The 13,098-nt window shown below is 63.9% G+C and carries 13 protein-coding genes; 8 read left to right on the top strand and 5 right to left on the bottom strand.

What is annotated here, in order from left to right; genetic code table 11:
• The gene (locus EP376_RS01200; protein ID WP_164744833.1) at positions 1-1,071 is read right to left on the bottom strand and encodes an NAD(P)/FAD-dependent oxidoreductase; all 1,071 of its coding nucleotides are present in this window, start codon (positions 1,069-1,071) and stop codon (positions 1-3) included.
• Between the two features lie 134 nt (positions 1,072-1,205).
• Here EP376_RS01200 and EP376_RS01195 point away from each other — a divergent pair, with 134 nt between their 5' ends.
• From EP376_RS01195 to EP376_RS01180, 4 genes are all read left to right on the top strand, one after another.
• Positions 1,206-2,093 carry an ABC transporter permease gene (locus EP376_RS01195; protein ID WP_127653711.1) on the top strand — a complete coding sequence of 296 codons (888 nt, stop codon included), beginning with the start codon at positions 1,206-1,208 and terminating at the stop codon, positions 2,091-2,093.
• Positions 2,090-2,899, top strand: a complete 810-nt coding sequence (locus EP376_RS01190; protein WP_127653710.1) for an ABC transporter permease — start codon at positions 2,090-2,092, stop codon at positions 2,897-2,899. Before EP376_RS01195 ends, EP376_RS01190 begins: the two co-directional genes overlap by 4 nt.
• Before the next feature lie 110 nt (positions 2,900-3,009).
• Positions 3,010-3,693 carry a type 1 glutamine amidotransferase gene (locus tag EP376_RS01185; RefSeq protein WP_127653709.1) on the top strand — a complete coding sequence of 228 codons (684 nt, stop codon included), beginning with the start codon at positions 3,010-3,012 and terminating at the stop codon, positions 3,691-3,693.
• Positions 3,690-5,042, top strand: coding sequence for a glutamine synthetase family protein (locus EP376_RS01180; protein WP_127653708.1), 1,353 nt, complete (start codon positions 3,690-3,692; stop codon positions 5,040-5,042). Before EP376_RS01185 ends, EP376_RS01180 begins: the two co-directional genes overlap by 4 nt.
• Before the next feature lie 184 nt (positions 5,043-5,226).
• On the opposite strand, the gene EP376_RS01175 is transcribed toward EP376_RS01180, so the two are convergent.
• Positions 5,227-6,309, bottom strand: coding sequence for an alcohol dehydrogenase family protein (locus EP376_RS01175; protein WP_238928545.1), 1,083 nt, complete (start codon positions 6,307-6,309; stop codon positions 5,227-5,229).
• 123 nt (positions 6,310-6,432) lie between these two features.
• On the opposite strand from EP376_RS01175, the gene EP376_RS01170 reads away from it, so the two are divergent.
• Together EP376_RS01170 and EP376_RS01165 are read left to right on the top strand one after the other, a co-directional pair.
• Positions 6,433-7,737 (top strand): NAD(P)/FAD-dependent oxidoreductase, encoded by a 1,305-nt coding sequence (locus EP376_RS01170; RefSeq protein WP_127653707.1) that lies wholly within the window; start codon positions 6,433-6,435, stop codon positions 7,735-7,737.
• Between the two features lie 78 nt (positions 7,738-7,815).
• Positions 7,816-9,015: a DegT/DnrJ/EryC1/StrS family aminotransferase gene (locus EP376_RS01165; RefSeq protein ID WP_164744832.1), complete on the top strand. Its 1,200-nt coding sequence runs from the start codon at positions 7,816-7,818 to the stop codon at positions 9,013-9,015.
• 5 nt (positions 9,016-9,020) lie between these two features.
• On the opposite strand, the gene EP376_RS01160 is transcribed toward EP376_RS01165, so the two are convergent.
• Complete coding sequence (locus EP376_RS01160; protein ID WP_127653706.1) at positions 9,021-9,980, bottom strand: LysR family transcriptional regulator; 960 nt, start codon at positions 9,978-9,980, stop codon at positions 9,021-9,023.
• 134 nt (positions 9,981-10,114) lie between these two features.
• On the opposite strand from EP376_RS01160, the gene EP376_RS01155 reads away from it, so the two are divergent.
• Both EP376_RS01155 and EP376_RS01150 read left to right on the top strand, forming a co-directional pair.
• The gene (locus EP376_RS01155) at positions 10,115-11,482 is read left to right on the top strand and encodes an aminotransferase (protein WP_127653705.1); all 1,368 of its coding nucleotides are present in this window, start codon (positions 10,115-10,117) and stop codon (positions 11,480-11,482) included.
• Between the two features lie 35 nt (positions 11,483-11,517).
• Positions 11,518-11,751 carry an N-(5'-phosphoribosyl)anthranilate isomerase gene (locus EP376_RS01150; RefSeq protein WP_238928543.1) on the top strand — a complete coding sequence of 78 codons (234 nt, stop codon included), beginning with the start codon at positions 11,518-11,520 and terminating at the stop codon, positions 11,749-11,751.
• Positions 11,752-11,808: 57 nt separating this feature from the next.
• On the opposite strand, the gene phaR is transcribed toward EP376_RS01150, so the two are convergent.
• Together phaR and EP376_RS01140 are read right to left on the bottom strand one after the other, a co-directional pair.
• Positions 11,809-12,363 (bottom strand): polyhydroxyalkanoate synthesis repressor PhaR, encoded by a 555-nt coding sequence (gene phaR, locus EP376_RS01145; RefSeq protein ID WP_127653704.1) that lies wholly within the window; start codon positions 12,361-12,363, stop codon positions 11,809-11,811.
• Between the two features lie 201 nt (positions 12,364-12,564).
• On the bottom strand, positions 12,565-13,017 hold the full coding sequence (locus EP376_RS01140; protein ID WP_127653703.1) for a phasin family protein: 453 nt from the start codon (positions 13,015-13,017) through the stop codon (positions 12,565-12,567).
• Positions 13,018-13,098 lie beyond the last annotated feature (81 nt).

The raw sequence follows: 13,098 nt of genomic DNA, 5'->3' as shown, positions 1-13,098 counted from the left end.
TCAGACGAATCGTTGGGGCCGGAACGCCGCCAATAACTGCTCGGTCATGTTGCTGGGCCCATCGATCACTTCGCGGGCGAGGCATTCCCCAATCCCAGCGGCAAGCGTCATTCCGGAGTGCATGACGGCAACGCTCAGCCCTTCGGACAATCGCCCGACTGCGGGCAGCCCGTCTTCCGGCATGGGCCGATACGCCAGCCGGACCGACGCCCAGTCGAGTGTCACCCCCGGCAGGAGCGCCCGTATCCGCGCGATGGTCGCCTCTGCCGCCTCTTCGGGGGAAAGCCCGAGACTCTCGGCTTTGTCCCCCTGATGCGACACGGAAGCCGGCATCACAAGAACGCCGTCGGGCCGTTGCCGCAATTCGCCGTCGGGTGTCGCCAGCACATGGCTCAGGACGGGGGCCACGGGCCGTGTCTCGATCACATAGGCCGGGCGCGGGACCATCGGCACCCGGTGCCCGGCAGCGGCGATGAGCGCCTCTGTCCCGGTTCCGGCGCACACGAGCACCTCATCTGCGGCGATCGTCCCCACCCCGGTCTCCACTCCGATGATCCGGCCCGCGACCTCGATCAGCCCATCCACCCGGACGCCCGACACGATCCGCGCGCCATACAGGGCGGCAGCGTTGAGCAAGGCGCGGTTCAGCGGGGCGGGCTCCGCGACGCCTTCGCCCGGGAAGCGTAACGCGGCGTCGGGTGCCGCCACCGCCGGTTCCAGCTTCCCAAAGGTCACGCGATCGACCTCTTCGACTGGATAGCCTAGCGCGCTAAGGTTTGCGGCCTCGGCCCGCATCCGCTCCCCCTCGAATTCGGTGCTGAGACAGCCGGTCATGCGCACTGGCACTTCCAGTTCGGCCAGCAGACGGTCATAGGCGGCCAAGCCTTCGACGCGGAGCCGATAATGATCTTCGCCGTGATGAAAGCTCGCGTTCAGCCAGCCGAACGAGGCCGCCGTCGCGCCGGGTGCGCCGCCATCGACGATCACGACATCGGCGCCCGCACGGCCCAATCTGTAGGCAGTCGCCGCACCGATGATCCCCGATCCGACGATCACAACCCGTTTGGCCATTTCTTTCTCCGCGTGGTTTGCCCAAAGTGGTGACGGATAACCACTCATACGGCAAGGCAAGCCCCCGGCGACCCGTACAGATTGACAAGACGCGGTCCTTGGGAAACAGCTTGGAAAAGGAGACTTCGGCGCCCGTGTTCAGCTTTTGCACAGACCCTGACACCCTCGAAACGGCGCGATGGCTCGCCTGCTACCTGACGACCGGCAAACACCTGAACCTGTACTATGCGGTCGGGACGGTTCTCCTCCTGCTGGCGGTGACGGCGCCCGCGGCCCTGATCTTCGGCTTTGGCGGGGCGGTGATGGCGCGGTCGCGCATCGCGCCCCTGCGCTGGTTGGGGACGGGCTACATCTCGGTCGTGCGGGGCGTGCCGGACATCGCCTTTTTCCTGTTCTTCGTCATTGCGCTCGATCAGGCCTTCGAATGGATCCGGCATCAGGTCAAATGCCCCGACTGGCCCGATCCGATCCGTCAGGGCAATGATTTCGTGGTCTGCGCAGAGGCAAAGCTGCCCTTGTCGAACTCCGCGCAGTTCTGGCACGAGGCCTATGGGTTTTCGCTGGCGGTTCTGACCTTTGCCATCGTCTTCGGCGCCTTTGCCGCCAACGTGCTCTACGGCGCAATGCGGGCCGTGCCCCGCGCGCAGCTGGAAACCGCCGAGGCCTATGGCATGACACCGCGCCAAAGCTTTCGGCGCATCCTCGTGCCGCAGATGTGGGTCTATGCGCTGCCCGGTCTGTCGAACCTGTGGATGGTTCTGATCAAGGCGACCCCACTTCTATTCCTGCTGGGGGTCGAGGATATCGTCTATTGGGCGCGCGAGTTGGGCGGCACGAAGACGCCGCAATTCACCGATTACCCGCATGGCGACTGGCGGATGTGGTATTTTCTGGCGCTCCTGATCTTCTACCTCGCCTTTACCCGCGTGTCGGAGATTGTGCTCGACCGGATCATGGCGCGGCTGACCCATGGGCAGGCGACGGCCGCCGGAGAGGCGCAACGCAGGGCGAGGCCGGCATGAGCTGTATCGAGACGATTGCCGATTATGCCTTCCGCAGCATCGGATATGGCGAACGGCTCTTGCCGCGCAGCGATTTCACGCTGTGCCAGCAATTCACCCTGATCGGATCGGGGATGCTGTGGAACATCTATTTCGGCACGGTCGCGCTGATTGCGGGCTTCTTCCTCGCCGTCACGGTCGCGTTGGGCAAGGCATCGCACAACCCGCTCCTGCGTAAACCGGCGGAATGGTTCATCTTCGTGTTCCGGGGATCGCCTCTCTTCATCCAGTTCTTCTTTGCCTACTTCCTGTTCCTGTCGCTGAAATCCGAATGGGCGTTCTTCGATCCCTTCACCTCCGCATGGCTGGGCGCGGCGATCGTCCTGTTCCTGAACACCGCAGGCTATTCCGGCGAAATCTTCTATGGTGCGCTGCAATCGGTGCCCCGGGGCGACACCGAGGCCGCAGATGCCTATGGGTTCTCGGGATGGAAGAAATTCCGCAAGATCACGTTTCCGACGATGCTACGACTTGCGTGGCCCGCCTATACCAACGAGGCGATCTTCCTGTTTCATGCCACGACGCTTGTCTTCGTCTCGAGCTTTCCGGGAAGCCAGCAACGGGGCGACGCGCTTTATTACGCCTCCTATTTCGCGGACAAGACGTTCAACCCCTTCGTCCCCTACCCGATTCTCGCGGGCTATTTCATCCTGTTGACGCTGACGGTGATCGGGCTTTTCGGCATGATCAACCGCAGGCTCAACCGCCACCTTCCGGCGGATCGGCGCAGCAAGGTGAAATACCGGCCGCAACAGGTGCTTCGCTGACGCGGCCCCGGCCGGGTTCGAGCCAATTCGACGGCAAAGCCCCGCGCCGCCCGCTTGCCCTTGGGCACGCGGTTGGATAGCGTCCGGTCGTACCCTCAAAATGGTGATCCATGAAAATCGGCATCCTTCAAACCGGCACCTCGCCCGACGGGATGGTGGGCGAGTTCGGCAGTTACGGCGACCTGTTCAAACGGCTTCTGGCCGATCGCGGCTTCGAGTTCATCGTCTATGACGTCGAGCATATGGAATTTCCGCCCGGCCCCGAGGCCGCCGATGGCTGGCTGATCACCGGCTCCCGCCACGGCGCCTACGAGGATCATCCCTTCATCGCGCCCCTCGAACAGCTGATCCGCGATATCCGCGCCTCGGGCCGGCCGCTTGTGGGGATATGTTTTGGCCATCAGATCGTGGCGCAGGCGCTTGGCGGCAAGGTCGAGCAATATCACGGCGGATGGTCGGTCGGGCCTGTCGATTACGATTTCGGCGACGAGACGATCCGCCTGAACGCATGGCACCGCGATCAGGTCACCAGCCCCCCAGACGGGGCCGAGGTGATCGCCAGCACATCGTTCTGCCCCTATGCGGGCCTGCGTTATGGCAACGACATCCTGACGGTTCAGCCCCACCCCGAGATGACCCCCGCCTTCCTGCGCCGCCTTGTCGAGGAACGGGGCCGCGGACTTGTCCCCGACGAGCAGCTTGATGCCGCGTTGAAAGAGGCGCCAGTCGATACGGGGCCTGCCCGATTTGCAGATCAGATCGAACGCTTCCTGCGCGCCCGCGTGCTGGCATGAGCTGGATCGACAAGGTGCCCGAAGCGGCACGCAGCTATCTCGACGCCAAGCGCCTCGACGAGGTGGAATGTGTAATCGCCGATCTGCCCGGTATCGCCCGAGGCAAGGCGGTGCCGGCCCTGAAATGGGAACGACAGGGATCGTTCCACCTGCCCAATTCGATCTTTTTCCAGACGATCACAGGCGATTGGGGCGAGGCCGCCGGAAGCGAGGGGTTCACCGAACCCGACATGATCCTGCGGCCCGACCTGTCGACCGCGACCCCCGCACCCTGGGCGGAGGACGGAACGCTTCAGGTGATCCACGACGCCTTCGACCAGAAAGGCAATCCGATCGGCGCCTCGCCGCGCAACGTGCTGCGCCGGGTGGTCGACCTCTACAAGGCCCAAGGCTGGACCCCGGTCGTGGCCCCCGAGATGGAATTCTATCTGGTGGCCCGAAACGTCGACCCGGCCAAGGCCATCGAGCCGATGCTGGGCCGGACCGGACGCCCCGCCGCCGCGCGGCAGGCCTATTCGATGACGGCCGTCGACGAATACGGCCCCGTGATCGACGACATCTATGAATATGCCGAAGTTCAGGGCTTCGAAATCGACGGCATCACGCAGGAAGGCGGCGCCGGTCAGCTGGAGATCAACCTGCGCCACGGCGATCCGATCAAACTGGCCGACGAGGTGTTCTATTTCAAACGCCTGATCCGGGAGGCCGCGCTCAAGCACGATTGCTTTGCCACCTTCATGGCCAAGCCCATCGAAGGCGAGCCGGGCAGCGCGATGCATGTCCACCATTCGATCCTCGACGCGAAGGGGCGCAACATCTTTACCGGCCCGCAGGGCGGCGAGACAGATGCCTTCTTCCACTTCATCGGGGGGCTTCAGGAACATCTGCCCGAGGTGATCTGCGTTCTGGCCCCCTATGTGAACAGCTTTCGCCGCTACGTCCGCGATCATGCGGCGCCGATCAACCTTGAATGGGGGCGCGACAATCGCACTACGGGGATCCGCATCCCGCTCAGCCCGCCCGAGGCGCGCCGGATCGAGAACCGGCTGGCGGGCATGGATTGCAATCCCTACCTGTGCATCGCGGCCTCGCTGGCCTGCGGCTATCTTGGCCTGATGAATGAAATCTGGCCCGACAAACGGTTCCGGGGCGACGCCTACGAGGCCGAGGACGCGATCCCCCGCGGCCTGCACGCGGCGCTGGATCTGTTCGACGAGGCCAAGGAGATTCACGACGTTCTGGGCGCGGATTTCGCCCGCGTCTATTCCATCGTCAAACGGACCGAATACAATGAATTCCTTCAGGTCATCAGCCCTTGGGAGCGCGAGCACCTGCTGCTGAATGTCTAGCACGGTGTGATTGGGGGACCGATTTCTTGGAAAGAAATCGGATCGGAAACCTTCAAGGTTTCCGCCGCCCTAACCCGGAGGCTGTGAAGACCAAGGATGCAACTTTCGGCCGGCTCTTCCGGAAGGGCCAGGAATGGCCTGCTCTGGCCCTGTGTCGATGGATCCAATCCGCGCCGATTGGCCGTCAATGCGACGGTATCAGGACGATCTTTCCCAGATGCTGCTTTGTCTGGAATGCGGCCTGAGCTTCCGCGATCCGCTCAAGAGGATAGGTCGCGGCAACCAGCGGCCGTATCTCGCCTCGCTCGATATAGGTGACGAGGTTGCCGAACACGGGTTCGTCCCATGCCGTACAGCCGATCAGGGTGATGTCCTTGAGATACATCTCGCGCATATCGAGGCTCACGACAGGGCCTGCGATCGCACCCGACGACAGGTAACACCCACCCGGCCGCAGAAGCCTGAGCATGGTGCCGAAGCCCGATCCCGCAACGTTGTCGATCACGACATCGACGCTCTTCTCTCCCAAGACAAATAGAGGGTCCTCGGCCCGGGTCAGCACCCGACGCGCCCCGATCTCCAGAAGCACCGCTTCCTTCCCGGGGCTTGTGATCGCGATCACCTCGGCGCCCCGGCGGACGCACAGCTGAACGACAGCCGAACCCACACCGCCCGATGCTCCGGGGACGAGGACGCGCGTGCCTGCCGTCACACCCGCCCGGTGGATCATGTTTTCCGCCGTGCCGTAGGCGCAGGGGATCGAGGCCAGTTCCGCATCGCTCCAGTCGCACTCCACGGCAAAGACTTCGGCGGCCGGAACCTTGACGTATTGGGCAAAGGCGCCGTCGAAATCCGAGCCGAGCCACACCATGTCGAGACTGTCGAACCCCGACCGGCGCATGCATGACCTGACGAGAACCCGCTCTCCCATCCGACGCCCCGCCACGCCCGGTCCGATGGCCATGATCTCGCCGCAGCAATCGGTGCCCTGGATGAAGGGGAACGGCGTCGCCGCGTTCCAGCCGCCGTCGGCGCGGCCCTCCTCGCCCGGGGTCTCGTCCGTGCCGCCGGTCACCGACGACGAATACCAGCCAAGCCGCGTGTTGATATCGGTATTGTTCACGCCCGCGGCCAGGACCTTGAGCAGGACCTCGCCTTCGCACGGCACCGGTTTCGGCACCGCCCGATACTCCAGCCGGTCATAGCCCCCCGTGCCGGTCGTGACGATGGCCATCATGGTGTCGCGGTTCGCTTTGGCATCCTGCATCGTTTCACACTCCTTCGGTGGTGATCCCGATCGGGGCGGGAACCCGCTTCCAGCAGCCGCGCGACCGCCTGTCTGTCGTCGAGGGGGCTGGAACGCCCCGGGCGAAGCGGACATACTTCACCCATGAACCCCCTCTACCGCAATGATACGCCCGGCGCCTACCCGCCATCATGGTACGCAGCCTCGACCGACCTGCCCCCGCCCCGCGCCGCGCTGGAGGGGGACAGGCGTGCCGATCTTGCCGTCGTGGGCGGTGGCTATACCGGCCTCTGGGCCGCGCTGACGGCGGCGCGGGCCGGCCTCGACGTTGTGCTGTGCGACGCGCATCGCGTGGGCTTTGGCGCCTCTGGCCGCAACGGCGGGCAGGCCAGCACCGGATACAACAAGGATCAGCGCTGGCTTGAGGCGCGGGTGGGCGCGGGAGCCGCGCGCCAGTTGTGGGACATGGCCGAGGACGCCAAGACGCAGCTGCGCGATTTCTGTTTCGATCATGCGCCCGAGGCGGAATACCGACCCGGCGTGGCCTATGGCACCTATTCGGCGGGCGACGTCCGGCACGTCCACGACGATGCCGCTCATCTGGCCCGACACTATGGCTATGACAGCATCGAGCCGCTGGATCGTGCCTCGATGAGGGCGCTTGTGAAAACACCGCTTTATCATGGCGGAATACTCGATCACGGGTCGGGCCACCTGCATCCGCTGCGCTACGCGCTGGCGCTGGCCCGCGAGGCCGAGGCCGCGGGCGCCACGATCCACGAGCTGACCGAGGTGACGGCGCTGAACCCGGGCGAACCGGCGATGCTGACGACCCCGACCGGCACCCTTCGCGCGCATCATGTCATCCTTGCCGGCAACGGCTATCTCCCGGGGATCGCGCCCGCCGTGTCTGCCCGCGTCATGCCGATCAACAGTTTCATCGCCGCGACAGAGCCCCTGCCCGACAGCTGGCAGGAGGTGCTCGCCCGCGACATCGCGGTGGCCGATTCGAAGTTCGTCGTGAACTACTACCGCTTTTCCGAGGATCGCCGGTTCCTGTTCGGCGGACGCGAAAGCTACAGCCTCGGTTTCCCGACGGATATCCGCGGCGCGCTGATCCGCCGGATGGCGGCGCTGTTCCCCCAGCTTGAAGGTGTCCGGATCGATCACGTCTGGGGCGGAACGCTGGGCATCACCATGACCCGTCTGCCCGCGCTTCAGCGGATTGGCCCCAATATCCTGTCGGGCGCGGGTTTTTCGGGACATGGCGTCGCGCTGTCGGGCATGGCCGGGCGGATCATGGCCGAGGCGGTGACGGGTCAGGCGGGGCGGTTCGATGTCATGGCCTCGCTTCCGATCCCGGTATTTCCTGGCGGTGCCGCGCTTCGCGCACCTTTGCTGACGCTTGGGATGACGTGGTATTCGCTGCGCGACCGACTTGGGATCTGACGGCGCGCCAACTTGTCATGGATCGGTTACGTCGGATATGTTAGGGAAAGCCGAAACAACTTTTCGGAATATCAGAACATGAGCCTCGACGCAGTCCGTTCCCCCGCAGCACCCGTGGCGTTTCCCAAGGTCCACGAAGCCGAAGGCATCCCAGAGGCCGCACGCGCCGAGATCGAGCGCATCCTCGCAACGGGCGATCTGTTCCGCTACACCACCGAGAACTCTCCCTGCATGCTGCTCGAACAGGAATTCGCGCAGATGATGGGTGTGAAATACGCCCTTGCCGTGTCGTCCTGCTCGGCCGCGTTGTTCCTGTCGCTCAAGGCGCTGGACCTGCCCGCAGGCGCGCGCGTTGCGATCCCCGGATTTACCTTTGCGGCGGTGCCCTCCTCGATCGTGCATGCCGATTGCGTGCCCGTCCTTGTCGAATGTGGCGCGGATTACCGGATTTGCCTCGATGACCTCGAAGCGAAGATCGACAGCTGCGATGCGATCATCGTCAGCCATATGCGCGGCCACACCTCCGACATGGATGCGATCATGGCGATGGCCGCGGCGCGCGATATCCCCGTGATCGAGGATGCGGCCCATTCGCTTGGCACGCTGTGGGATGGCAAGAAGATCGGCACGCTGGGTCGGATCGGCTGTTTCTCGTTTCAATCCTACAAGCTGCTGAACGCCGGCGAAGGTGGTATCCTGATCACCGATGACGCCGAGATCGTGGCCCGCGCGATCATCATGTCGGGCGCGTATGAGCATAACTGGCGCAAGCATGACGTGGTCGAAGAGGCCTGCGCCCGCTGGCAGAACAAGCTGCCGCTTTACAACCTGCGGCTCAATACCCTGTCGGCGGCGCTGGTGCGCGCCCAGCTGCCCGAGCTGGATCGCCGGGTCAGCGACGGCAGGCGCAACCACGACTACGTGGCCGAGCGGCTGAACACCTCCCCCTACATCACTGTGCCGGATGCCCTGCCCAAGGAATTGCGCGCCCCCGATTCGATCCAGTTCAACCTGACGGGCCTGAGCGAGGATCAGATCCGCGCCTATGCAAAGGCTACGAAAGAGGCCGGCATCACGGTTCAGGTCTTCGGCCTGTCGATGGATAATGCGCGCGCCTTCTGGAACTGGGAATTCCTGCCCGAGTCATTCGAGCTGCCGCGCACCCGCGCCATGCTGATGACGGCCTGCGACGCCCGGCTGCCGGCGCGGCTGACGCTGGCCGAATGCGACATGGTCGCAGACGCCCTGTTGAACGCGCTTGGCGATGTGACGGCCTGATCCTGTCAGGCCAGACGGATCTGGCCCTCGAGCCACGGCAATTCGCGCACCGCGGGCGCCACGATCATCTCGGCGATCAGCGGGCGCAATGCCTCGGCCGTCTGGGCGGGCATGCCCTGCAGAACGCCACGCCGCGCCACAAGCGTGATCGACCGGCCAAACCCCTCGAATGGCAGGGGGCGAATGTCAACGGCATGCCGGAACCGCTGTGCCCTGAGCCAGCCCATGGGCGTCAGGATCGTCCAGCCTGCACCGGCCGCCACCATCGCCATGATCGCGTGGTAGCTGTCGAGTTCGAACCGATGTGACGAGGTCACGTTCTGCCGGGCCAGATGGGCGGCGATCTGCTGCCCCATGTGATGGCGCGTCGTATATTGAATGAGTGGCATTTCCTTCAGCGTGGCATTCGGATCATCGCCGATCCGGCCCTTCGGCGCGGCGGCCACGAAGGGTTCATGCATCAGGGAATGCATCTCCAGCCCCGGATCACTGATCCCGATATCGGCCGCGACGATCATATCGAGCGCCCGGTTCTCCAACAGGTCATGCAGCCGGTGACTGGGCCCGGTCTCCAGAAGAAATCGGCAATTCGACAGCCGGTCGGCAAGTCCGCGCAGAAGCCGCGGGGTCACATCCGCGTCGAAATCCTCGATCATGCCGAGCCGGAACCGCGTCATGCGGGTCAGGTCGGCCATGGCCAGTTCGGACCGGGCCTGTTCGGCCTCGCTCAGGATGACATTGGCGCGCCGCAGGAACATCTCTCCGGCGGGGGTCAAAGCCACCGGGCGGGCGCCGCGATCCAGAAGTGTCGAGCCCAGAGCGGCCTCGAGATTGGTCAGCTGCTGGCTGACCGTGGCGGGAGACGTGTTCAGCCGGCGCGCGGCGGCCGAGATCGAGGCCTCTTCGGCCGCGGCCACGAAGACCTCCACCCCCCAAAGCGTGATCTTTCCCGATATCCCAGACATGGGCGGCGATCCCCGGACTGCGCGTTCCATTCGGACGCTAGGGCGAAGCCGTCCCCTCTGCAACGGGGCGATTGCAGCCGGCCGGGGCCGGGCCTAGCATCTGCGCCGACGCAACACCGCCGCTGGAGCACGCCATGGCAACTGACAGTCACAATTCATGGGATGCGCGCGCAAGCGCCCATTCTCTCTATGGCTTCACCGATCTGCCCACGATCCACGAGCGCGGCGCGGTTGTGCTGACCCATGGCAAGGGGCCCTATGTCTATGATGTAACTGGGCGTGAATATCTGGATGCGAATTCAGGCCTTTGGAACATGGTCGCAGGCTTCGACCATCCCGGCCTGACCGAAGCCGCGCAGGCGCAATATGCGCGCTTCCCCGGATATCACGCGTTCTTCGGCCGGATGTCGGACCAGACCGTGATGTTATCCGAACGGTTGATCGAAGTGTCGCCCTTCGAACGCGGAAAGGTGTTCTACACCAATTCGGGGTCGGAGGCGAATGACACGCTGGTCAAGATGATGTGGTTCCTCGGACGGGCCGAGGGCCATCCCGAGCGTCGCAAGATCCTGACCCGCGTGAACGGCTATCATGGGGTCACGGCCGTGTCGGCCTCGATGACCGGCAAACCCTACAACGCGCTTTTTGGGCTGCCCCTGCCCGGGTTCATCCACCTGACCTGCCCGCACTACTGGCGCGAGGGCCGCCCCGGAGAGACGGAGGCGGCGTTCACCGCCCGCATGGCGCGTGAACTCGAGGAAACGATCATCCGCGAAGGGCCCGACACGATCGCGGCCTTCGTCGCGGAACCTGTGATGGGCGCGGGCGGCGTGATCCCGCCATCAGAAGGCTATTTCCAGGCGGTGCAGCCAGTGCTGCGCCGCTATGGCATTCCCCTCGTCGCGGACGAGGTGATCTGCGGCTTTGGCCGGACCGGGACGGTCTGGGGCTCGGAAAACTATGATTTCGTGCCCGATGCGATCATCTCGTCCAAGAACCTGACGGCAGGGTTCTTCCCCATGGGCGCGGTGATACTCGGACCAGAGTTGTCCGACAGGCTACAGGCCGCAAGCGAAGCCGCGGAGGAATTCCCCCATGGCTTTACCGCATCGGGTCACCCGGTGGGCTGCGCGATCGCCCTGAAGGCGATCGATGTCATCCTGAACGAGGGCCTGATCGAAAACGTCCGCGCCCTGACCCCGAGGTTCGAGGCAGGGCTGGCCCGGATCGCGGAAAAGCCCAATATCGGGGAATGGCGGGGAAAGGGTCTTATGGGCGCGGTCGAGGCCGTGGCCGACAAGGAGACGAAGACGCCCTTTGCGGGCCATCTGTCCGTCTCGGAAAGGATCGCCAACGCCTGTACCGATGTGGGCCTGATCTGCCGGCCGCTGGGTCAGGCGGTCGTGCTCTGCCCGCCTTTCATCATGACCGAAGGGCAGATGGACGAGATGTTCGACAAGCTCGATCACGCACTCGACACCGTTTTCGCAGAAGTTGGTTAGGAAACCCTTAACCATCCTGCCCGCAGGATCGAGTCATGGACATGACCTCTCACAAACGGGCACGCGGTCAGGACTGGCTGGATCAGGTGTTCAAATCCCGCGCGGTGGAAACCGGTGGCGTGATCCGCCGACAGATCGCCGATGTCGAACGCGAAGTGGGTCGCGCAGCCCTGATATCCGAGGTCAGGCGGCGGAACTTCCGCCTGATCCGGACCCGCGCCCATTTCGTGATCGTCTGCGATCCCGGCCCGGTTCAGCAGATCGTGTAACCCAAAATTCCAGAATTTTGGGCGCCAACAAAATTGGCCAATTTTGTTGCCCGGCGCCTACTTGCCAAACTTCGACAGCTTTTCCTGCATGTCGGCCAGCTGCCGCTTCAACTCATCCAGTTCAGCATCCTTCTTCTTGCCGTCGTCGGTCCGGGATGCGCTCGATTCGCCGCTGTCGGCCCCGCCCATCATCGCCTGGAAGAAAGCTTCCTGCTGGGCGCGCATTGCCTCGAAGCCGGGCATGGAGGCCATCGGGTTGGCCTTGGTCATCGTCTCCATGGCCTTCGACTGCCCCTCGCGGAGCATATCGAACGAGGCGGCAAGGAATTGCGGCACGACGCTGGCCGCCTGGCTCGTATAGCTGCGCACCAGATCGGTCAGCACATCGACCGGTAAGACGCTTTCACCGCGGCTTTCGTGTTCGGCAATGATCTGCAGCAGGTATTGGCGGGTCAGATCATCCCCTGACTTGAGATCGACGATCTGCACTTCGCGGCCTTCGCGAATGAAACTCGCGATATCTTCCAGCGTGACGTAATCGCTTGTTTCGGTGTTGTAGAGGCGCCGGCTGGCGTAGCGCTTGATCAGAAGCGGCTTGGCTGTATCGGCCATGAACCGGTCACTCCCTTCGATGTTGCAGCGCAGAGAAGCCTAGGCGTCCTTCTGCAAAAAGGAAAGAGGGCGATGTCGACATGAAAAAAGGGCGGGCCCGGAGGCTCGCCCTTTCGGGGAGGAGATGCGCCTGAGGGAGGAGGGTGGCGCAGCCCCTGTCCGATCCGGCCGTGGGAGGGAGGGCCCCGGCCGTTCGCCCGATTACTTCGCGGTCGCTTTCTTGGCGGCAGCGGTCATTTCCGTGGTCGCCTTCTTGGCGGCTTCGGTCATGTCGGCCGTCGCGTCCTTGCCGGCGGCCAGCATCAGTTCCATCGTCTCGGTCTGGACCTTCTTCGCGATCTCGGCGAAGGCGGCCATGTGCTCGGCGGTGGATTCAGCGGTCGACTGCATGAAGTCGGTCATCGACTTGGCATAGTCGGACGGCTCTTCCTTGACCTTGGTCATGTCTTCCATCTTGGCCAGCGTGTCGAGCGCCCATTTGGAGGACAGGTCGGTCGACTTCTGGGCGGCCTCAAGGGCAACGCCGGACATCTTTTCGGCCATCGCGGTCTGGCTCTTCATCATGTCCTCGAAGGGCTTCATGTCCATCGGGAATGCAGACATCATGTCTTTCATCATCGCGGTGTAGTCTTGGGTTTTTGCCTTGGTAGCCATGTCGTTCACCTTTCGGTTCAACGGAGGACCTTTGCCCTCCTGTTCTAAATCCTGAACCGAATATGGATGCTGCACTGCAGC

It is taken from the genome of Alexandriicola marinus (assembly GCF_004000435.1).
Taxonomy (GTDB): domain Bacteria; phylum Pseudomonadota; class Alphaproteobacteria; order Rhodobacterales; family Rhodobacteraceae; genus Alexandriicola; species Alexandriicola marinus.
Note: the sequence above shows the minus strand (reverse complement) of the source record. Positions and strands in the feature narration are given on the sequence as shown.

Bases quoted from the DNA above. Each gene is read 5' to 3' on its own strand.
- EP376_RS01200 (WP_164744833.1), bottom strand. From the start codon at position 1,071: ATGGCCAAACGGGTTGTGATCGTCGGATCGGGGATCATCGGTGCGGCG.
- EP376_RS01190 (WP_127653710.1), top strand. From the start codon at position 2,090: ATGAGCTGTATCGAGACGATTGCCGATTATGCCTTCCGCAGCATCGGA.
- EP376_RS01185 (WP_127653709.1), top strand. From the start codon at position 3,010: ATGAAAATCGGCATCCTTCAAACCGGCACCTCGCCCGACGGGATGGTG.
- EP376_RS01180 (WP_127653708.1), top strand. From the start codon at position 3,690: ATGAGCTGGATCGACAAGGTGCCCGAAGCGGCACGCAGCTATCTCGAC.
- EP376_RS01175 (WP_238928545.1), bottom strand. From the start codon at position 6,309: ATGCAGGATGCCAAAGCGAACCGCGACACCATGATGGCCATCGTCACG.
- EP376_RS01170 (WP_127653707.1), top strand. From the start codon at position 6,433: ATGAACCCCCTCTACCGCAATGATACGCCCGGCGCCTACCCGCCATCA.
- EP376_RS01165 (WP_164744832.1), top strand. From the start codon at position 7,816: ATGAGCCTCGACGCAGTCCGTTCCCCCGCAGCACCCGTGGCGTTTCCC.
- EP376_RS01160 (WP_127653706.1), bottom strand. From the start codon at position 9,980: ATGTCTGGGATATCGGGAAAGATCACGCTTTGGGGGGTGGAGGTCTTC.
- EP376_RS01155 (WP_127653705.1), top strand. From the start codon at position 10,115: ATGGCAACTGACAGTCACAATTCATGGGATGCGCGCGCAAGCGCCCAT.
- EP376_RS01150 (WP_238928543.1), top strand. From the start codon at position 11,518: ATGGACATGACCTCTCACAAACGGGCACGCGGTCAGGACTGGCTGGAT.
- phaR (WP_127653704.1), bottom strand. From the start codon at position 12,363: ATGGCCGATACAGCCAAGCCGCTTCTGATCAAGCGCTACGCCAGCCGG.
- EP376_RS01140 (WP_127653703.1), bottom strand. From the start codon at position 13,017: ATGGCTACCAAGGCAAAAACCCAAGACTACACCGCGATGATGAAAGAC.